Raw genomic sequence first — 19,363 nt, 5'->3', positions numbered from 1 at the left:
GATTTGGGCAAAAATATAATTCCCGATTTCGGATTATTATTTATAAATTGCACCTTATAATTTTAGCGAAAAAAATGAAGGCGACAGAAAAAACAAGTATTGAAAAATTCGACGATAAAAATCTTAAAATTAGAACTTTAGAAGAAGAAGACAATAAAAAAGCTGTTATAACTCATTATTTACATAATCTTCATAACGACGTAAAAAATCATTATGAAGAAGAAGCGCTGACTTATTTAAATGAAATTGCCGGAAAAAAATGGGAAAGAAAACAAAAACCTGTTTGCTGATCCTGCCGTAAAACAATTGAAATCTGAAGTAGAAAATGTTCCGTTTAAAACTTCTAAAAAGTCCGATTTTAAATTTATAGATTTATTTGCCGGAATTGGAGGTTTTAGAATTGCTTTGCAAAATATTGGCGGCGAATGTGTCTACACAAGCGAATGGAATCCTGATTCTAAAAAAACCTATCAAGCTAATTTTGGCGAATTTCCATTTGGTGACATTACCCAAAAGACCATCAAAAATTATATTCCAGACGATTTCCAAGTATTATGTGCCGGTTTTCCGTGCCAGGCTTTCTCTATTGCCGGTAACAGAAAAGGTTTTCATGATACGCGAGGAACTTTGTTTTTTGATCTTGAAAAAATTATTGAAACCAAAAGACCAAAAGTGGTTTTCCTTGAAAATGTAAAAAATTTAGTTTCGCACGATAAGGGAAATACGTTTAAGGTAATTTTAGAAATATTAGAAGAGAAATTGGGCTACAAAGCCTACACCAAAGTTTTAAACTCATCTACGCACGCGAATGTTCCGCAAAATAGAGAGCGAATTTTTATTATTGCATTTGACAAAGAGCAAGTGCCAAATCATGGCGATTTTAGATTTCCAGAGCCAATTCCTTTGACAAAAACAATCCACGATATTTTAGAAAAAGGAAAACAAGCCGATAATCTATATTATAAAAAAGACCACCAATATTATCCTGAATTAGAAAAAACAATCACTTCAAAAGATACAATTTATCAATGGAGAAGAGTTTATGTAAGGGAAAATAAAAGTCAGGTCTGCCCAACCTTAACCGCAAATATGGGAACGGGAGGCCATAATGTACCGCTGATTTTAGATGATTACGGAATTCGAAAATTAACTCCAAAAGAATGTTTTGCTTTTCAAGGATATCCAATGGAAAAATATATTCTGCCAAATATTGCCAATAGTAAATTGTACATGCAGGCAGGAAATTCTGTAACTACGCCTTTGATTGAGAGGATCAGTCAAGAAATTTTAAACGTTTTATTGCCATGAGTATTTGGGAACAATTTCCCATTGAACAAAGAAACGAGTATGTAAAGTTTTTGCAGGTTTACGGAGCATTATCTAATTTGTTTCGTCAAAAACAAGGGGATTTAATACCTTATCTTGATTCTAAATTTCAGGAAACTGTTTTTACAAAAATATTCAATAGTCAAAATGTAGATATTGGCAACACACCGCATGATGTACTTTCTGTATTTGGCGATAACCGAATTGGAATTGGTCTAAAAACTTGGATGGGAAGCAAGCCTTCTTTTCAAAAAGTTATGCGACTTAAGCGTTATCAAAATGATATAAATGAGTATCGCGATGATTTGCATTCATTAGCTTATAAAATTTCGGAGATTAAAAATCAAAGAATGAAAAGTGATTATGAACGATTAGGCTTATCAGAAGACAAAAATATTTACCATTATATAACTCGTGATAAAGGTATTTTTACCATAAACGAATGCGCTTATCCGTTAATTGATGTAGACAAACTTCAAGATTTAAGCACAACACCTTCTGCTTTATCGTGGTCTGACGGAAATAAAGATTACAGATATACATTTGGCGATTCTCAAATATGGCAGAAATTTGATTGTGAAAAATACAATACTTTAACGCTCAATAAATTTGATGTAAAAATTATTGAAGATCCTTTTTCTTTTTTGTTGAAAGCTTATTTTGACATTATTGAAACTTCAAAAACCGCAGAACCTGATATTGTCGAAGTTTATTTACCATTGTATTCTTATCAATCTAAAGAAGTAGAAGAAAAGTCTGGACTAAATGCTTGGAATGCCTGCTTCTAAAAATAAAGGCGACAACACTCCAAGACCTTTAAATGAAATTTATGTTCCTATTCCAAGAGAATTTCATAAAAAGTATCCCGATTTTTTTACATCTAATATATTTGAATTTGAAAAAATTAAAGAGAATTACAGCGGTCCCGCAGATGAAAAACCTGAAGTTCGTTTTTCTTTAAAACTTCCAAATGGCAAAACTATTCCAGCATTGGTTACGCAAGATAACATGAAAGGTTTGCAATCTGGAAGTAATATTTTAAAAGATGAAAACGGCAAAAGATACGGACAATCGGCATTAGGCCAATGGTTGCTTGTAGACGTTTTAGGATTAAAAGAGCGCGAACCCGTAACTCGTAAATGGTCGCAAAAAAAGGCACGGATTCTATTCGTTTATGGCGAAATAAAAATGATTTTAATGTAATTAATATTGACTTCGCTCCTATTGGCTCTTTCGAATTGTTCATGAAAGGTGAGCCAATTCCGATGGATGAGGATAATTTTTTAGTGTAGGAGAGATTTGATTTAAAACGAAGACTTTAAAATACCCAAGCTTAACACTCTTTCTTCCGACAAATCATAATTAATAATTTATTCTTTATATTTACTGAAGAACAAATTATCCGAAATGCCACAAAAAACTCTTTGGACACGAGATGAACTTATCGTTGCCTTTAATTTATATCTTACAATCGAATTTGGAAAAATACATTCTAAAAACCCTGAGATAATAAGATTATCTGGAATTATTGGCAGAACTCCAAGTGCAGTAGCAATGAGACTTTCTAATTTTGCAAGCATAGATCCTTTTCACCAACAAAGAGGTATTGGAGGTTTAAAAAACGGAATGAATCAAGTGCAACCAATATGGAATGAATTTTTTAATGATAAAGAAGAACTACTATTTAAAAGTGAAGAAATCTTAGCCTCAAAAGAAAATACTTCTATTGAAACAAAATATCAGGACCTTCTTATTGATTTAAAAGATTTAAAAGGAGAAACGGTCATTCGTGAAGTAAAAACAAGGGTAAATCAATGTGTTTTTAGAAAAATAGTTTTAACAAATTACGCAAATAAATGTGCAATTACAGGCATTGATCTTCCCGAATTATTATTTGCCAGTCATATAGTTCCTTGGTCTGCTAATGAAAAATATCGATTAGAGCCTGAAAATGGAATTTGTTTTTCCGCACTTTATGACAAAGCTTTCGATAAAGGGTTAATTGGAATTAATGTTGACCATAAAATCATATTTTCCGATTCTCTTAAAAATAAAAAGAACAGCGAATACTTCCATAAATATTTTGCTCCAATTGAGAATCAAGAAATTATTAAAGCTCAAAAATATTTGCCAAGAAAAGAATTTCTAGAACATCATTTAGATACAATTTTCAACAAACAAGTTGTATTGTAAATCCAAAAAAGCCACTTCTGCAAGTGGCTTTTTCCAATTCTATAATCATTCAACCTCCAAATAAGGATTTAAAATCTCAGCTAATTTATTCAGCCAATAAAAATTGTCTTCGAGATTGATTTTTTCGGTTTGCAGGGTTTCTGAATCTCGCATTGCGTTTAAGGCAAGGACGTAATTTACTTGTCGAATGGCTTTTGCCATACTCTTTGGATCAATAGATTCGTTGAAGAAATCAGCTAATCTTAATTGGGTTTCTTTTGAAAGGGTGTTTGTACTCATACTCTTGAATTTTAGGAATAAAAAAACCCATATGACTTAGCTGTCCTGCGCCTTCAAGAAAGCGTCGCGGTTGTTTCCAATACCGCCAGCATACCATACGGGCAATAATTTTTTTGTGTTCATAATCTTGAATTTTAGGAAATACAAACATACGAAAACAAAAAAACAAATTGTAAGTTTTTTCTTTATTTAAACTTTAAAACACTAAGTCGAAATCTAAATTACAAAATTGAAAAATAAATCTCTTAAAATTCATAATATTTCCTTAACTCGCTTGGCTTTTCCCTTTAAAATAAATAAGTTTGAGAATAATCATTAAATATATTCCGTTATGAAAGTACAAATCAACACCGACAAAAACATTGAGGGACATGCAAGATTAGAAGCTTACTATTCTGGAGAATTAGAGAAAGGTTTAGCGCGTTTTGAAGATAAAATAACCCGTATAGAAGTTCACTTTGGAGATGAAAATGGAGAGAAATTCAGTTTGCATGACAAAAAATGTGTAATCGAAGTTCGTCCTGTAAAATTACAGCCAATCACTGTTACAGAACATGCCGATACGCTTGAAAAAGCTTTTAGCGGTGCTTTGGCTAAAGTCAAAAAATCGTTGACTACCACTTTCGAAAAAATAAAAGCACATTAATATTTGTGTTTTAAAATCATAAAAAAAGACGTTTCAAATTTTCGAAACGTCTTTTTTGTTTTATATCAGTTTGATTCTGCTTTTAAGATTTTGGCGCCGGTGCTCCAACGGCAATATCACAACGGTGTCCTGGTTTTCCGTGCGCCGGATTAATTCCGTCTGCTACTGCTGTGTCCTGCCCTGCACTTTCGGTGCTTAATAATGCCGGAACTGCGTTTGATGCTGGCGGTGTTACTGTAAAATTCTGAGTAACCGATCCGCTTTGTCGTCGCATTTGAACTTGACGCTGTAGTTTTAGCAACAGGAGAATTTAACGGTGCTCCAACTGGAATATCACATCTATGTCCCGGCTGTCCGTGCGGCGGATTCATTCCTTTTGCCGTTTTAACAGGCGTTGTAGTTGTAGTAGTCGTAACCACATTTTGTCGCGTCGGATTTACTTGTACTGTTTGTCCTGGAGTTGCTTGCACTTGTTGTGTCGGCGCAGAACTCAAAGGTGCTCCAACGGCAATATCACATCGGTGTCCTGGTTGTCCATGTGCTGGATTAAGTCCTTTATTATCGCTCAAAACTGTATTCGGATTTGCCATTTGATTTTGGTTTTGAACCACTGGCGCCGCAGTTTTAGTAGTGTCTTTTGCAAGTCCTAATCTTACCAATTCAGACGTTGCCGTGCTTTCTTGCGGTTCTAATTCCTTTTTACACGAAACAAATAATAGTGAAGTTATAGCGAGTGAACTTATAAGTAATTTTGAATTCATTGGGGTGGTATTTTAAAATCTCTCAAATATAATTGTTTTTTCGTGATTACACCATATAAGAAACGTGAGATAATTTAGTAAGGGACAAAGTTGCAAAGTTGCAAAGGTACAGAGTCGCCAAGAATCTTAAAATAAACTTTGCGCCCTGGTGCCTTTGTGGCAATAATTCGTTTTCTTTAATTTTCTTATATCACTATATGTTTCAAAAAATTATACCTTTAAACTAAAATAAAACATTATCATGAAAAAAACACTTTTACTGCTATTATTAGTTACTTCCTTTGCAAATGCTCAAACCGACAAAGATCAAATTAACAAAACACTAGATGCTTGGCACAAAGCCGCTGGCGAGGTAAAATATGATGCTTATTTTAATACTTTGACAGACGATGCAATCTATATTGGAACCGATGCAACCGAAAACTGGACTAAAAAAGAATTTGCAGTTTGGGCAAAACCATTTTTTGACAAAGGAACAACTTGGAATTTTAAAGCTTTGGAACGTCATATCTTTTTTGACAAAACTGGAAAACTAGCTTGGTTTGATGAATTGCTGGATACTCAAATGAAAATCTGTCAGCGGTTCTGGAGTTTTGGTAAAAGTGGGAAAAGAATGGAAAATTCAGCATTATGTTTTATCAATGACAATTCCGAACGACGAAGTTGACGCTGTTACCAAAATCAAAACACCAATTGAAGATGCTTTAATAGCAAAGCTTCAGAAGAAATAAAACATTTTAGGCATTTCTTATTATAAACATAACTTTTATAGCACTTTAGAAAACGTGTTGAGAATTTAATTTTAATAAATTCAGCAAAAACAGTGCTTTTTTGTAACTTTAAAATAAGATACTGTCAAAAAAAGAACCCGTATTTTAAAAAATCAATCAAAATAAAACACACACCTCTATTTTAACAGCCTTAAAAACAAGAATCTTTATTTTTTTTTAACTTTGACCCCAAAAAAAATAGGGTTAACAAAGTATTTTAAAAATGAAAATAGAAAAACGCTGGATTATTTCCTTTATCATGATCAGTGTCGTTTGCACAATCGGTGCATTTTGGCCAACAGTAACAGAAAATAGTTATGTTCTATCAGAATTTGGAACTATAGAGAATATTGTACCTGCCGATGTTGCCTGGATGCTGACTTCAAGTTGTCTGGTTTTAATTATGACACCTGGCTTATCTTTCTTTTACGGCGGAATGGTCGGCAAAAAGAATGTGATCTCGACAATGCTTCAAAGTTTCATTTGTTTGGGAGTTGTAACGCTTTTATGGGCTGTTGTCGCTTTTAGTTTAGCATTTGGAGATCCAGTTGGTTTTGGTACTGGAGATCATTTTTACAGCTTTTTTGGAGATCCAAGAACTTTCGCTTTTATGGATTATGTTGGTGTTCTGCCTCATAAACAGCTGGCAAATACGATTCCGTTTATGCTTTTTGCTTTGTTCCAAATGAAATTTGCTATAATTTGTCCGGCAATTATCACGGGTTCATTTGCAGAACGTGTTCGTTTTATCTCTTATTTAGTTTTCATTAGTTTATTTACCATATTTATATATGCTCCTTTATGTCACGCCGTTTGGTATCCAACTGGTGTTTTAGGAAGTTATTTTGGAGTAAAAGATTTCGCTGGAGGAACAGTAGTTCATATGAGTTCAGGATTTGTCGCTTTGGCCGGAGTTATTGTTTTAGGAAAAAGAAAAAACAGTCAGCATATTCCAACCAATATTCCGTTTGTACTTTTAGGAACTGGAATGTTATGGTTCGGCTGGTTCGGATTCAACGCTGGATCTGCGCTTGTCGCCAACGGAACCGCCGCTATGGCTTTTGCAACTACTACCACTTCATCTGCGTACCGCAATGTTAACGTGGATTTTCTTTGACAGAATGAACGGAAGAAAAGTTTCTGCACTTGGTGCCTGCATTGGCGCTGTTGTGGGTCTGGTTGCTATTACGCCTGCGGCAGGATTTGTATCTGTTCCAGAAAGTATGTTCTTTGGATTTGTTACGGCTTTGGTTTCTAACACTGCTGTAAATTGTAAATATTCAAAAAGATTTGATGATACTCTAGACGTTTTTGCCTGTCACGGTGTTGGAGGAATTATGGGAATGATTTTGACTGCCATTTTTGCGCACGGCGAAAATGCAAGTTTACTTCACGGTGGCTGGAACGTTTTTGGACATCATATGATGGCTTTAGTATTGGTTTCTGTATTTACTTTCTTCGGAGCTTATTTCTTATTTAAAGTAACCAATTTCATTATACCGTTAAGAGTTTCTGAAGAATCAGAGCACATCGGATTGGATTTATCACAGCACGATGAATCGCTTGATCCAAAAGCCCAGCCAATTACAGAACCTCATTACGGGTAATATTTACTGCAACGAATTTCACAAATTTTCACTAATTTTTCTTCACTCAAACTGATTAAATTGATTCGTGAAAATTCGTGAAATTCGTGGCAAAACAAAATATAGATCATAGAAATTAAAGGTCGCCAAAATTTAAACCGCAATTACGCCTTATCCATTCGTTTATATTCCTTAATTTTGCGGAAAATTTTTGTAAAAAGTGGGAAGTAAAAATAAACTTAAGAGATTCAGAGAAAACGAAACATTTCAAAACGTTTTTCAACCAACCAGAGAAGAAGTTGTTGGCGATTTAATGCCTTTAAAAGGAAAATGGAATTCTGATTTCTTTAAAAACGATAATCCGTTAATCTTAGAATTAGGATGCGGAAAAGGTGAATACTCTGTTGGTTTAGCTGAGAAATACCCAGACAAAAATTTTATCGGAATTGATATTAAAGGTGCCCGTTTCTGGCGCGGTGCTAAAACTGCTGTTGAAGACGGTCTTCATAATGTTGCTTTTGTGCGCACTCAGATCGAATTGATCGATCATATTTTTGCTGAAAATGAAGTAGACGAAATCTGGATTACTTTCCCGGATCCGCAAATTAAATATAAAAGAACGAAACATAGAATGACAAATTCTGAGTTCTTGAAATTGTACAAAAAAATCCTGAAAAAAGACGGTGTCGTAAATCTTAAAACCGACAGCGAATTCATGCACGGATATACTCTTGGATTGCTTCATGGCGAAGGTCACGAAGTATTATATGCCAATCATAATGTGTACAAAAATGAAGGAAGTCCTGAAGTTGTAACAGCGATTCAGACATTTTATGAGAAACAATATTTAGAAATTAACAAGGCAATTACGTATATTCGTTTCAAAATTAAAGACTAATTTAGTATTCCAAAAACTATCTTTTAACCACTTAAACAACTGAATGGTATATCTTACTCCATTACTTTCAGGCTTTATTGCTCGCGCAATTGGGATTTTTCCACCGGGATTAATCAACATGACGGTCGCCAAAATAAATTTGAAAGAAGGAAAAAAGAATGCTTTATGGTTTGTTATTGGTGCGGTTTTAGTGATTTTTTTTCAGGTCTACGTTGCCGTTTTATTTGCACAAGTAATTGATAATCGACCAGATGTTTTGACGCTTTTGCGCGAGGTTGGTTTTGTTATCTTTTCAATCTTAACGATATACTTTTTGTTTATTGCAAAAGATCCTAAAACCAAGAAAAAATCGAAGATCAAAAAAAGCAGTAAAAAAAGCCGTTTCTTTCTTGGGATGCTTCTTTCTGGCTTGAATTTCTTTCCTATTCCGTATTACGTTGTTGTAAGCGTTACTTTGGCTTCTTATCATCTTTTTGTATTTGAAAACAGTATTATTTTCACTTTCGTTTTAGGATCTATTTTAGGTTCTTTTGCGGTTTTGTACAGTTATATTGCTTTCTTCGGAAGAATCGAAAAGAAAACCGATTACTTAATGCGCAACATGAACACGATCATTGGAAGTATTACTGGTCTAATTGCTATTGTAACTCTTTTTAATATTCTGAACTATTATTTCGGATAATAATAGTGTCAAATAAATTTCATTGCCTGTAAAATTTATGCCTCTCGCAGATTTTGCAGATCAAGCAGATAAAAAATGTTTCAAAAAAAATGATCTCTCTAATCTGCAAAATCTGCGAGAAAATTTTAATAGAAGATCATTTTTAATTCTATAATCTTTGCTAAAAACAAACTATGGCTGAGGAAAATTTTTTCGAAAGAGTTTATGTAATTGCAAGACAGATTCCGTACGGAAAAGTAACTTCTTATGGTGCAATTGCAAAAGCATTGGGTGCCGTTCGTTCTGCCAGAATGGTCGGCTGGGCGATGAATGCCTGCCATAATATGGATGATGTCCCAGCGCACAGAGTAGTAAATCAAAAAGGACTTTTGACAGGAAAACATCATTTTGACGGCACTAATTTAATGCGAGCAACTTTTAGAGAATGAAGGAATTAAAGTCGTCAATAACAAAATTGTAGATCTCGAAAAACATTTTTGGAAGCCAGAGGTTGAACTTTAATTTCACCACATAAGTTCGTTTTAAGTTTGCTTTACTTTATCAATTAATCGCGCAAAGACGCAGAGTCGCTAAGTTTTCCTTTTTAAGTTTTCCTTTGCGACTCTGCGTCTTTGCGCGATTAAATACCAATAACTTTCCGTAAAATTTATACGCAACGTTTAAATGAACTCATATCACTTATATGGTTCAAGAAAATCAAATCAAGCAAATAACAAAATCGGTTTTTTCGGCATCGGTTTGATAACTTAGATAACCGCCGTGCGCTTCGATAATATTTTTTGAAAGCGTCAATCCAATTCCAGCGCCGTCTTTTCTGGTGGTGAAGAAAGGCAGGAAGACCTTATCTCTAATTTCAGGATCCACTCCTCTTCCATTATCCGAAATCACAATAAAAAAGCGATTGTTTTCTGTATAACTCGAAAGTATTAATTTCTTTTCCGTTTTCTCTTTTAAAGCATGAATACTATTGGTAATCAAATTAATAATCACCTGTTCCATCTGGTTTTTATCTATCAATATAGAACGAGAACTATTGATTTCATTAATCAATTCGATTCCTTCCGCTTTCAAAATTGGACTCATAATACGCAGACAATCTTCAAACAATACATTAATCTGTGTCATTTGTTTATTTGGCGTTGGGAGCATCGCCAGCTTTCTATAATTCTCCACAAAAACCTGTAAATGATCGCTTCTGTTTATAATGGTAGAAATACTGCTTTTAATATCTTCAAAATCATCCTCTTCTAATTTTTCCTGATCTACAATGTGCAGTAAATTCTGCGAAAGCGCACGGATTGGCGTTAAGGAATTCATTAATTCATGCGAAATGATTTTCATCAAATTAATCCAGGCTTCTTTTTCTTTTTTCTCAATAACGCGCTGAATACTATCTAATAAAATAATAAAATATTCCTTATCATAAGTTTGTGTATACGAAGTCTGCAAGATAAAAGTCTGCAGATCCTGCTCTTCAATTTTTATCGAAATAGCCGTTTTAAGTTCAGCAAAACCAACATTTTCAATTTCGCCGCAAAGCGCAGGCAGATAATTTTTAAGGTATTTCCAATGACTTACTTTTGGCACTTTGAATAACTTCGAGAAACAATCATTCATTAAAAAAATCGCCCAAGTATCGTTTTCCTTCTCTAAGATTAATGCCTGCAGTATCAATACTGTTCAGTATCGAACGATAAATCAACTCTTTGGAAGTCTGCTCCTGTCTTTGAACTTTTAAAGTATCATACAAAAGATATAAACTATTGAAATTTTCTTGCTTATGTTCCTCCTGAAAATGCGTAGAAAAATCATTATGCAAAATGGAGTTTATCGTTTTGTCATAAAACAATAATTGGTTTTTGACAAAAAAATACATTTCGAACAGAAAGACTAAGACAAAAAAACCAACTAGAATCGCATTGAATCTAAATCCTTCATAAAGCAGAAAAGCACTGCATAAAAACAGTGTGATGATAAACAAAACCCTTACAAACAAAGCGTTATAAAACTTCCAATTCTTCATGTTTTATTTTTTCTTGCCACAGATTAAAGGATTAAAAAGATTGATCTTAATTACCAACCTAAATTAATCTAAACCGCGCAAGCATTATAATCATTTTTAATCTTCTAAATCTGTGGCAAAACCTAATGTAAGTCTAATTCTTTAAATCATATTTTTCGATTCTTCGGTACAGGGCGCCGCGCGACAAACCTAATTCTTCGGCAGTTTTACTGATATTTCCGCTGTGTTTGAATAATGCTTTTTCGATGGCACTTTTTTCCATTTCAGATAATGGGTTTTCATCATTTTCCTGAATTTCCTCAAAGTCCAAAATATCCAAATCCATTACAGAAATGGTATTATTTTCAGCCAAAATCAAAGCACGCTCGATTTTATTTTCCATTTCGCGCACATTTCCTTTCCACGGATATTTTTCTAAATATGGCGCAAGCATTGTCATCAAAATGCCATCCCGAAGCTTCGGAACCATTATCGTATTTTTCAGCAACCTGTTCTAAAATGAAATTTGCCATTGGCACAATATCATCTTTTCTCTCACGAAGAGACGGCAGATTGATTTCCATTGTATTTATTCTATAAAGCAAATCTTCTCGAAAAGTTTTATTCTTTACTTCGGCTTTAATATCGCTGTTTGTCGCCGCAATAACGCGCACATTTAGCGGTCTGGGTTTGCTTTCTCCCAAACGCGTTACCATTTTTGTCTGTAAAACATGAAGCAGTTTAGCCTGAAGATGAAGCGGAATATTTCCAATTTCGTCTAAGAAAATAGTTCCGTTTGAAGCAGTTTCAAAACGTCCGGGTGTATCAATTTTGGCATCTGTAAAAGCTCCTTTGGCATAACCAAAAAGTTCGCTTTCGAATAAATTATCACTTAGCGAACCCAAATCGACATGCACAAACGGCTGATTCCTTCTTTCAGAATGCTGGTGAATAAACTCCGCAAACACATATTTTCCTGTTCCATTTTCGCCTAAAATCAAAACATTTGCGTCTGTTTTGGCTACTTTTTCAGCCATTGAATAGGCTTGTTTTATTTTGGCAGAAGTGCCGACAAAATACTTTTTCTCTGTTTTTTCTGTTTTTTCAGCACTTGTTTTTTTGCTGTTTTTTCTGCTTTCAACTACAGCTTTGTCGATTGTTTCCAGTAATTTTTCATTGTTCCAAGGTTTTAGAACATAGTCAAAAGCTCCAATTTTTATACCTTCAACAGCAGTTTCAATTTTACCAAAAGCGGTCATTAAAATGACAATCGTTTGCGGTGAAAGTGTTTTTATTTCTTTCAGCCAATGAATTCCTTCCCGCCCATCTTCAAAACCAATTCGGTAATTCATATCCAGTAAAACCACATTTATCTCATTTTCGCTCAAAAGAGAAATGATTTTTTTTGGATTGTTTGTCGTAAAAATCGTTTCAAAATGTTTTTTGAGAATCATTTTTGCCGAAAAAAGAATTTCTTCCTGATCGTCAACAACTAATATTTGGGCTTGTTTTTTTCTCATGTGGTACTTTTTCTGTCCGCTTCCGAACGGTCAACTGTTCATTATCGAACACTCCTTTTTCAAAGCTAACTTAAAAGCTTCTTTAAAATCAATACTTTACAAATAATAAATTTTATGGCACAGTATTTACCTATTGATTATCAGTAAAATAAATTAAAAATGGACAAGATAATTCCTCGTAAAAATAAAAAATTTAGGTATCTCGCAATAGCAATTGCTGTTTTTTTAGTTTTGCTGGTAATCATCACTTTTGCTTTTAGTTCGAAAAGAACGCTAAATGTAAAAGCAGAAGAACTGGTAATTCAAAAAGCAGAAAAAGCCTTTTTTGAAGACTTTGTAGTTTTTCAGGCAAAAGTAGAACCTTTAAATGTAATGCTGGTAAACGTTACTGAAGGCGGTTCTGTAAAAGAAATTTTTGTAGAAAACGGCGCAATGGTTACCAAAGGACAATCGCTGGCCCGACTATATAATCCAAACACAGAATTGAATTATCTGACTCAGGAAACTGCTATTATCGAGCAGATCAATAATTTAAATACGGGAAAATTAAACATCCGAAATCAGGAATTAAACTTAACCAAAGATTTTGTTTTGATCGAACATGATTACAACGATGCGAAAAGATTATACGATATGAATTCTAAGCTTTTTGAGAAAGATGTAATTTCTAAAAATGACTGGAATACGTTTAAAGAAAGTCTGCGTTTTCAGGAAGAACGTAAAAGAACGATTCAGCAGAGTATTCAAAAAGAAAAACAAAGCAATCAGGTTCAGATTTCTCAAATTAACCGCTCTATTCAGACCATGGAAAAGAGTTTGGATATTCTGAGGAACAACAAAAAGAACTTTTTAATCACAGCGCCGGAATCTGGCAGGCTGACTTCTTTTGAACCTGTTTTAGGAAAAACTTTTCAGGCGGGAGCGAGCATCGGAAAAATTGACTCTAATAAAGGATATAAACTTATAGCAGAAGTGGATGAGTTTTATTTGGAAAAAATTAGAGAAGGATTAAAAGGCCAAGTTGAATTTAAGGGCAAAAATCTTGAAATTATGGTTACGAAAGTAATTCCAGAAGTTAAAAGCGGCCGTTTTACTGTAGAGCTAGCCTTTATATCTAAGGAAACTATTGTGTTGCAAGACGGACTTAGTTTTGGCGTAAAACTGATTTTATCTGAAAAGAACAAAACACTGGTAATTCCGAGAGGAAGTTTTAATCAGGAAGCGACAGGAAAATGGATTTTTGTAGTAAAAGGAAATAAAGCCGAAAGAAGAAATATAAAATTAGGACGCGAAAACCCTTCTTATTATGAAGTTTTAGAAGGCTTAAAAGAAGGCGAATCTGTAATTACTTCTTCTTATTCAGATTATAAAGATATCGAAGAGCTTTCGCTTGAGAAAAGTAATTAGTATCCAGTCGCAGTCACAGTTTACAATTCACAATTCACAATTTACAATTATAAAATCATCGTTTCAATCATCAATCAAAAAACATAATAATAACATTCAAAACCTTAAAAATTATGATCAAAATTCAGAATTTAACCAAAGTTTTTAGAACAGAAGAAATAGAAACTGTCGCTTTGAGCGGTATCAACTTAGAAATAAAAAAAGGAGATTTTTTAACGATAATGGGACCTTCGGGCTGTGGAAAATCGACTTTATTAAATATCATTGGACTTCTTGACAGTGCAAGCGACGGAAGCTACAAATTGTTAGATCAGGAAATGATTGGTCTAAAAGAGAAAGGAAGAGCAAAAGTGAGAAAAGAAAACATTGGTTTCATTTTTCAAAACTTCAACTTAATCGATGAACTTTCGGTTTACGATAATATTGAACTGCCGCTTCTTTATAATAATGTGAAAGCTTCTGACAGAAAGCAGAAAATCGAAGCTATTGCCGAAAAACTGAATATTTCTCATCGTTTGAAACATTTCCCGCGCAGACTTTCGGGTGGACAACAACAAAGAGTTGCCGTTGCAAGAGCTTTGGTTAATGACCCGAAAATCATTCTTGCCGATGAGCCAACTGGAAATTTAGATAGTAAAAATGGTAATGAAGTAATGGAGCTTTTAACCGATTTACATGCTAAAGGCGCTACAATCCTGATGGTTACCCACTCTGATTATGATGCTTCTTTTTCGCAAAGAACTATTCATATGAAAGACGGAGTTATATTTTCTGAAAAATTAAATCAGCGAAATGTTGATGTTTTTATGGACGCTAAATAATTAAATAATGATTAAAATTATTGTAACTGCATTGGTAGTTCTGGTAGAACTTGTCTGCAAAATTTTCACATTGATCTAAACCCGAAAAGGTTTTACAAAAACAGCCATATCAACTATAAAAATATACAACAAAATGATTTTTAACTGGTTTAAAATATTTATATATCATTTAAAACAAAGCAAATTGTTTTCGTTTTTAAATGTTCTGGGATTAAGCATCGGAATTGCAAGCGTGATTTTCGCTATTCTTTATTGGAATAACGAACATGCTTACGATCAATGGAATCCCGAAAAAGAAAACTCTTTTCAGGTTTTAAATAAAATTGGAATTACTGGAGACACTTGGGCTTCAAGTTCGATTCCGTTTGGAAATACCTGCAAAGCAACTATACCTGAAATCGAGAGCATCTGCTTTATGAATATCTGGTACGATCAGGAAATTGTAAAGTATGAGGATAAAAAAATATTAGACAAAAAGATCTTTTATACAGATGAAAACTTCTTCGAATTCTTTCCTTTTGAAATTCTAAAAGGCGCTAAGAAAAACATTTTAAAAGAAAAAAATAGTGTTGCCATTGCCGAGGATCAGGCGAAATTACTTTTTAAAGATGAAGATCCTATTGGGAAATCTGTTGAATACAGCAACAAAACCTACATCGTACGATCTGTTTACCGTATTACAAAACCTTCTTCTGTTGAACCTAATTATGTGTTTAACGGCATAGTTCGCGAAGGAGATATAAACAGCTGGGGAAATTTTAATTATGGTTTAATGATTAAAATAAAACCTGGAGCTGATGCGGCTTTGGTTCAAAAAAAGATGCGACATGTAAATTTTGTCAACCGTACTTTAAAAGAAGCTAAAGAAAGCGGTAAAACTACAGCAGAATATATAAAAGAATTTGGAGAAATTACTGTTATTCTGGATCAATTAAAAACGGCACGCTTAAACGGTACAAAAAGTTCTGGAAATCAAAATTTTCCTGAAGGGGCCGGCAATTTAAAACTGCTTTACATTATGGGCGGCTTATCCATTTTGATTTTGGTTTTATCATTGGTAAACTATATCAATCTGGCGACTGCATCGGCTATCAAACGCGCTAAAGAAGTTGGTGTTCGTAAAATTGTGGGAGCTTCAAAAAAACAGATCATTTCGCAGTTTATTTTTGAAACTGCCATTATCGTAACGCTTGCAATTTTGTTTGCATTGGCAATTGTCGAACTTTCATTACCTTATTATAATACCTTTTTAAACAAAAACTTGACTCTAAATGGCGGTGAATTTTACCTGCGACTCATTTTTATATTTGGATTAGTAATCATTCTTGCGGGTATATTCCCTGCTATTTATATCTCAAATTTTGAGACGTTAAAGGTTTTAAAAGGTAATTTTTCAAGAAGTAAAAGCGGTATCTGGATTCGTAACTCGATGCTTATTTTTCAATTCGGAATTGCGGCATTTTTTATCATTGGCGCTTTGATTGTCAATTCGCAGGTTAATTATATGATGAATAAAGATCTTGGATTTAGCGGGGATCAAGTTATTTCTATTCCGTTTAACAAACCGGATAGAATGAAAAGAATCGAACAATATTTGACTGCAAAACAAGAAATCGCTAAAATATCTGGCGTAGTAGATGTTTCTACTTTTGCAGGAACTTTTGGAGGCAAGCACCAATTCCAGCTCTGGATTTACGCACAATGGTATTTTTGTGCGACTTAGAAATGTCGAAATGGATTTTAATTTTCTAAAAATGATGAATATTAAAATCGTTGAAGGCCGTGATTTTTCTCCAAAATATGCTTCAGATACTATAAACAGTATGCTTATGAATGAAACTTTAGTGAAAGCTTTAGGTTTGAAAAAACCCGTAAATACGATTATAACTTCTGGCTGGAGTATGGGAGATGGAGAAAATCTGAAGTTTAAAATTGTGGGCGTTGTAAAAGATTTTCATATTACAGGGTTACAAAATAAAGTACCTCCAATGGTTTTTATTAATCTTAAAACCTTAAAATGGAACAACTTTAATAATGTGTACATAAAAGTTTCTCCAAATAATTTGAGTCAGACATTAGAAAAATTACAGGCGTATTGGGAGAAAAACGTAAATGCCGATTATCCTTTCGAATATGAGTTTGTCAATAAAGGTTTTGCAAAAACGTATGCCGAACAAGTAAAACAAAAGAACCTGTTTTTTATTCTAAATCTGGTAGTAATTATAATTGCGATATTCGGATTGTTTGCTTTGGCATCATTTTCGATGGAAAGAAGACTGAAAGAAATAGCCATTAGAAAAACATTAGGCGCAGAAACCGATGTTCTTTTGAAAGAATTATCAAAACAATATATTATGTTCTGCTTACTAGGATTTGGGATCGGAATTATTCCGGCTTATATCTTATTGCAAAAATGGCTTGAAGATTTTGCTTTTAGAATTGGAATCTCAACCTTACCGTTTGGTATTGCACTGCTTTCTCTTTTGCTTTTGACATTAGTAATTGTTTTAACAAAAGCATTTCAGGTCACTAAAATAGATGTTTTAAAATATTTAAAATACGAATAAGCTTGTAGAACCATTTTTTTAAACCCGACAGATTACCTAAAAATCTGTCGGGTTTTATTTTATTTCATAGTTACAGAATCTGAATAAAGCAGTTTATCTAAACTTTCATCTCTGTCATATACATCTGGGAAAAAATTTATTTCGCCATTGTCCTGAACCCAAGCTGTAAAATACCCAATGTAAACCGGAATTTTAGTTTTAAGCATGCAGGTTGTTTCTTTTTCGTCAGCTCATTGCTTTATCAATTTTATCTGCCGGCCAGTCTGGATCGTCTTTTAAAATAGCGAGAGCTAGTCCTTTTGCTTCTTTTACATTTATACAGCCATGACTGAAAGTTCGTTTTTCAAATTCAAACAAACTTTTTGCGGGCGTATCGTGCATATAGATATCATTCGGGTTCGGGAACATGAATTTTACCAAACCTAAAGAGTTTTTAGGCCCTGGTTTTTGTCTTACTTTTCCGCCGTTCCATTCCATATTATGATCTGCCAGATAGTTTTTGTCATTTGCCATCTGCAGTTTTAATTCGTTTTGAATAATGCTGTTTGGAACATACCAATAGGGACTAAAAACGATTCGGTCCATAGTACCACTGAAAATTACAGTTTCACTCAATCTATTTCCAACGAATATATCCGAAACAAAATCATATTTTCCATCTTTTACATAAAACATTCTAAACGACGGAATATTAACCATTACATATTCATTTGCTTTAGACAATTTAGTCGGAATCCATCTGCATCTTTCCATATTCAGCATGATTGTTTTAATACTTTTGCTGATCGGTTCGTTCATCTGATTGATATGATCTCTCGTTAAGGCGTAATTTAATTTTAGATTGTATCTTTTTTTATAATTCAAAACGCCGGCCATCAATTCTTCATCATAAACATTGCTTTTAGAATCCTGCTTCAAATCTCCCACAATAAACAAACGATTTCTAATTTGTTTAATGGCAATGGCAGTATCGTCGGGTCTAAATTCTTTAAAGCTGGCACTATCAATTCCAATTTTCTGCCAAAGATTGTCTTTTTCTAATTTTCTGTATTTTTTTAAAGCATCCTGTAGTTTGTAATATTGGCTGAACAATAAATAATCATCTTCATTTAATCGATTTGTATCGACAATTAGAGAATCTAAAATTCGGGAATACGAAATAGTTTTAGCGGGTAAATACCAGCCAATTTTCTTTAAAGTTGTCGCATCAACGCCAGAATAAACATTGCTGGCATAAAAAATATACATGCTCGTTAGGAGTAGTTCTGTATCTATTTGAGGGGGATCAACATTATCACTTTCGTTAAATGCCTGATCAATTACCTCTTTATAAGGCATTTTATTATCTATTCCCTGATCTTTTAAAACATTCACTTTTTGATACAATAAGGCGCCAAATTCGCTTATGCTTTTATCATCATACCAAATAGATTTATATTGTTTGTCTTTATAAATATCCTCAACATCTTTTTGGTATTTTTTAAGTTTAGGATACTTTTTAAAGAAAGCATTTATAGACGCAAGCATCTATAGAAATCACCGAAAGATATTTATGTTCTGAAACCTTTTTACTTTCTGTTTTCCCTGAGAATGAGTTAAATGAAAATGCAAAAAAGCTAACCGCAATAATGATTGTTGAAAAAGTAAAATTTCGCATATTTTTAAAGTTTTAATGAAGAAAATAATCTTTTTAAAAAATATCGAAAACCCAATAAATGTTTCTAAAAACACAAGTTTTCATATCCTTTTTTCCGATCTAAAAATCATTGATTTGGGCAATCAAATATAGCGAAGATTTGTGAAGAATTAATTAAAAAAACAAGAAAATTTATACAAAATATACAATCTTTTGAGCAGACTGAAATTTAGTTTAACGGAGACATTACGCCTTTCTGTTCAAATATT

Annotated in this window: 20 protein-coding genes and 3 pseudogenes; 15 read left to right on the top strand and 8 right to left on the bottom strand. The window is 33.4% G+C overall.

All coding sequences use genetic code 11. The features are described 5' to 3' along the window. Positions 1-74: 74 nt before the first annotated feature. The 5 genes from ACZZ95_RS07270 (at position 75) to ACZZ95_RS07250 (ending at position 3,519) form a co-directional block, all read left to right on the top strand. Positions 75-290: a hypothetical protein gene (locus ACZZ95_RS07270; RefSeq protein WP_463468554.1), complete on the top strand. Its 216-nt coding sequence runs from the start codon at positions 75-77 to the stop codon at positions 288-290. Further along, positions 241-1,308, top strand: a complete 1,068-nt coding sequence (gene dcm / locus ACZZ95_RS07265) for a DNA (cytosine-5-)-methyltransferase (protein ID WP_463468553.1) — start codon at positions 241-243, stop codon at positions 1,306-1,308. The genes ACZZ95_RS07270 and dcm overlap by 50 nt, the downstream gene beginning before the upstream one ends. Then, positions 1,305-2,114 carry a hypothetical protein gene (locus ACZZ95_RS07260; RefSeq protein WP_463468552.1) on the top strand — a complete coding sequence of 270 codons (810 nt, stop codon included), beginning with the start codon at positions 1,305-1,307 and terminating at the stop codon, positions 2,112-2,114. The genes dcm and ACZZ95_RS07260 overlap by 4 nt, the downstream gene beginning before the upstream one ends. Further along, positions 2,101-2,529 (top strand): hypothetical protein, encoded by a 429-nt coding sequence (locus ACZZ95_RS07255; protein ID WP_463468551.1) that lies wholly within the window; start codon positions 2,101-2,103, stop codon positions 2,527-2,529. The genes ACZZ95_RS07260 and ACZZ95_RS07255 overlap by 14 nt, the downstream gene beginning before the upstream one ends. A 204-nt stretch (positions 2,530-2,733) precedes the next feature. After that, on the top strand, positions 2,734-3,519 hold the full coding sequence (locus ACZZ95_RS07250; protein WP_463468550.1) for an HNH endonuclease: 786 nt from the start codon (positions 2,734-2,736) through the stop codon (positions 3,517-3,519). Between the two features lie 45 nt (positions 3,520-3,564). Here ACZZ95_RS07250 and ACZZ95_RS07245 read toward each other — a convergent pair whose 3' ends face one another. Further along, positions 3,565-3,798 carry a hypothetical protein gene (locus ACZZ95_RS07245; RefSeq protein ID WP_463468549.1) on the bottom strand — a complete coding sequence of 78 codons (234 nt, stop codon included), beginning with the start codon at positions 3,796-3,798 and terminating at the stop codon, positions 3,565-3,567. Positions 3,799-4,129: 331 nt separating this feature from the next. On the opposite strand from ACZZ95_RS07245, the gene ACZZ95_RS07240 reads away from it, so the two are divergent. After that, positions 4,130-4,444 carry an HPF/RaiA family ribosome-associated protein gene (locus ACZZ95_RS07240; RefSeq protein ID WP_095953605.1) on the top strand — a complete coding sequence of 105 codons (315 nt, stop codon included), beginning with the start codon at positions 4,130-4,132 and terminating at the stop codon, positions 4,442-4,444. A gap of 149 nt (positions 4,445-4,593) precedes the next feature. Here ACZZ95_RS07240 and ACZZ95_RS07235 read toward each other — a convergent pair whose 3' ends face one another. Continuing rightward, positions 4,594-5,205 (bottom strand): hypothetical protein, encoded by a 612-nt coding sequence (locus tag ACZZ95_RS07235; protein ID WP_463468548.1) that lies wholly within the window; start codon positions 5,203-5,205, stop codon positions 4,594-4,596. A gap of 241 nt (positions 5,206-5,446) precedes the next feature. On the opposite strand from ACZZ95_RS07235, the pseudogene ACZZ95_RS07230 reads away from it, so the two are divergent. From ACZZ95_RS07230 to ACZZ95_RS07210, 5 genes and pseudogenes are all read left to right on the top strand, one after another. Then, positions 5,447-5,936 (top strand): annotated as a pseudogene (locus tag ACZZ95_RS07230) (nuclear transport factor 2 family protein). A 262-nt stretch (positions 5,937-6,198) separates the two neighbouring features. Beyond that, a pseudogene (locus ACZZ95_RS07225) lies at positions 6,199-7,582 on the top strand (ammonium transporter). Positions 7,583-7,781: 199 nt separating this feature from the next. Next, entirely contained in the window at positions 7,782-8,459 is a 678-nt protein-coding gene (trmB, locus tag ACZZ95_RS07220; protein WP_095953608.1) for a tRNA (guanosine(46)-N7)-methyltransferase TrmB, read from the top strand. 43 nt (positions 8,460-8,502) lie between these two features. Further along, a complete protein-coding gene (locus ACZZ95_RS07215; protein WP_463468547.1) occupies positions 8,503-9,141 on the top strand; it encodes a LysE family transporter in 639 nt (212 codons plus the stop codon). A 173-nt stretch (positions 9,142-9,314) separates the two neighbouring features. Beyond that, positions 9,315-9,642: pseudogene (locus tag ACZZ95_RS07210) on the top strand (MGMT family protein). A 195-nt stretch (positions 9,643-9,837) separates the two neighbouring features. On the opposite strand, the gene ACZZ95_RS07205 reads toward ACZZ95_RS07210, so the two are convergent. From ACZZ95_RS07205 to ACZZ95_RS07190, 4 genes are all read right to left on the bottom strand, one after another. Continuing rightward, complete coding sequence (locus ACZZ95_RS07205) at positions 9,838-10,728, bottom strand: sensor histidine kinase (protein WP_463468546.1); 891 nt, start codon at positions 10,726-10,728, stop codon at positions 9,838-9,840. A gap of 22 nt (positions 10,729-10,750) precedes the next feature. After that, on the bottom strand, positions 10,751-11,164 hold the full coding sequence (locus tag ACZZ95_RS07200) for a hypothetical protein (RefSeq protein WP_463468545.1): 414 nt from the start codon (positions 11,162-11,164) through the stop codon (positions 10,751-10,753). 133 nt (positions 11,165-11,297) lie between these two features. After that, positions 11,298-11,546 (bottom strand): helix-turn-helix domain-containing protein, encoded by a 249-nt coding sequence (locus ACZZ95_RS07195; RefSeq protein WP_463468544.1) that lies wholly within the window; start codon positions 11,544-11,546, stop codon positions 11,298-11,300. Beyond that, positions 11,536-12,663 carry a sigma-54-dependent transcriptional regulator gene (locus ACZZ95_RS07190; RefSeq protein ID WP_463468543.1) on the bottom strand — a complete coding sequence of 376 codons (1,128 nt, stop codon included), beginning with the start codon at positions 12,661-12,663 and terminating at the stop codon, positions 11,536-11,538. Before ACZZ95_RS07190 ends, ACZZ95_RS07195 begins: the two co-directional genes overlap by 11 nt. Positions 12,664-12,822: 159 nt before the next feature. On the opposite strand from ACZZ95_RS07190, the gene ACZZ95_RS07185 reads away from it, so the two are divergent. From ACZZ95_RS07185 to ACZZ95_RS07170, 4 genes are all read left to right on the top strand, one after another. Then, complete coding sequence (locus ACZZ95_RS07185; protein WP_463468542.1) at positions 12,823-14,070, top strand: efflux RND transporter periplasmic adaptor subunit; 1,248 nt, start codon at positions 12,823-12,825, stop codon at positions 14,068-14,070. A 113-nt stretch (positions 14,071-14,183) separates the two neighbouring features. Beyond that, a complete protein-coding gene (locus ACZZ95_RS07180; protein ID WP_463468541.1) occupies positions 14,184-14,891 on the top strand; it encodes an ABC transporter ATP-binding protein in 708 nt (235 codons plus the stop codon). 184 nt (positions 14,892-15,075) lie between these two features. Further along, a complete protein-coding gene (locus ACZZ95_RS07175; RefSeq protein WP_463468540.1) occupies positions 15,076-16,614 on the top strand; it encodes an ABC transporter permease in 1,539 nt (512 codons plus the stop codon). Between the two features lie 31 nt (positions 16,615-16,645). Next, a complete protein-coding gene (locus ACZZ95_RS07170) occupies positions 16,646-17,458 on the top strand; it encodes an ABC transporter permease (protein ID WP_463468539.1) in 813 nt (270 codons plus the stop codon). Between the two features lie 59 nt (positions 17,459-17,517). Here the strand turns inward: ACZZ95_RS07170 and ACZZ95_RS07165 are convergent, their stop codons facing one another. Beyond that, positions 17,518-17,664 carry a hypothetical protein gene (locus ACZZ95_RS07165; protein WP_463468538.1) on the bottom strand — a complete coding sequence of 49 codons (147 nt, stop codon included), beginning with the start codon at positions 17,662-17,664 and terminating at the stop codon, positions 17,518-17,520. A gap of 19 nt (positions 17,665-17,683) precedes the next feature. After that, positions 17,684-18,985, bottom strand: a complete 1,302-nt coding sequence (locus ACZZ95_RS07160; protein ID WP_463468537.1) for a L,D-transpeptidase family protein — start codon at positions 18,983-18,985, stop codon at positions 17,684-17,686. Positions 18,986-19,363 lie beyond the last annotated feature (378 nt).

This window comes from Flavobacterium sp. AC267 (genome assembly GCF_979258715.1).
Note: the sequence above shows the minus strand (reverse complement) of the source record. Positions and strands in the feature narration are given on the sequence as shown.

Excerpts from the sequence above, each read along its gene's own strand:
- ACZZ95_RS07270 (WP_463468554.1), top strand. The coding sequence starts at position 75 with ATGAAGGCGACAGAAAAAACAAGTATTGAAAAATTCGACGATAAAAAT.
- dcm (WP_463468553.1), top strand. The coding sequence starts at position 241 with ATGAAATTGCCGGAAAAAAATGGGAAAGAAAACAAAAACCTGTTTGCT.
- ACZZ95_RS07260 (WP_463468552.1), top strand. The coding sequence starts at position 1,305 with ATGAGTATTTGGGAACAATTTCCCATTGAACAAAGAAACGAGTATGTA.
- ACZZ95_RS07255 (WP_463468551.1), top strand. The coding sequence starts at position 2,101 with ATGCCTGCTTCTAAAAATAAAGGCGACAACACTCCAAGACCTTTAAAT.
- ACZZ95_RS07250 (WP_463468550.1), top strand. The coding sequence starts at position 2,734 with ATGCCACAAAAAACTCTTTGGACACGAGATGAACTTATCGTTGCCTTT.
- ACZZ95_RS07245 (WP_463468549.1), bottom strand. The coding sequence starts at position 3,798 with ATGAGTACAAACACCCTTTCAAAAGAAACCCAATTAAGATTAGCTGAT.
- ACZZ95_RS07240 (WP_095953605.1), top strand. The coding sequence starts at position 4,130 with ATGAAAGTACAAATCAACACCGACAAAAACATTGAGGGACATGCAAGA.
- ACZZ95_RS07235 (WP_463468548.1), bottom strand. The coding sequence starts at position 5,205 with ATGAATTCAAAATTACTTATAAGTTCACTCGCTATAACTTCACTATTA.
- ACZZ95_RS07215 (WP_463468547.1), top strand. The coding sequence starts at position 8,503 with ATGGTATATCTTACTCCATTACTTTCAGGCTTTATTGCTCGCGCAATT.
- ACZZ95_RS07200 (WP_463468545.1), bottom strand. The coding sequence starts at position 11,164 with ATGAAGAATTGGAAGTTTTATAACGCTTTGTTTGTAAGGGTTTTGTTT.
- ACZZ95_RS07195 (WP_463468544.1), bottom strand. The coding sequence starts at position 11,546 with ATGGAAAATAAAATCGAGCGTGCTTTGATTTTGGCTGAAAATAATACC.
- ACZZ95_RS07190 (WP_463468543.1), bottom strand. The coding sequence starts at position 12,663 with ATGAGAAAAAAACAAGCCCAAATATTAGTTGTTGACGATCAGGAAGAA.
- ACZZ95_RS07185 (WP_463468542.1), top strand. The coding sequence starts at position 12,823 with ATGGACAAGATAATTCCTCGTAAAAATAAAAAATTTAGGTATCTCGCA.
- ACZZ95_RS07180 (WP_463468541.1), top strand. The coding sequence starts at position 14,184 with ATGATCAAAATTCAGAATTTAACCAAAGTTTTTAGAACAGAAGAAATA.
- ACZZ95_RS07170 (WP_463468539.1), top strand. The coding sequence starts at position 16,646 with ATGATGAATATTAAAATCGTTGAAGGCCGTGATTTTTCTCCAAAATAT.
- ACZZ95_RS07165 (WP_463468538.1), bottom strand. The coding sequence starts at position 17,664 with ATGCTTAAAACTAAAATTCCGGTTTACATTGGGTATTTTACAGCTTGG.
- ACZZ95_RS07160 (WP_463468537.1), bottom strand. The coding sequence starts at position 18,985 with ATGCTTGCGTCTATAAATGCTTTCTTTAAAAAGTATCCTAAACTTAAA.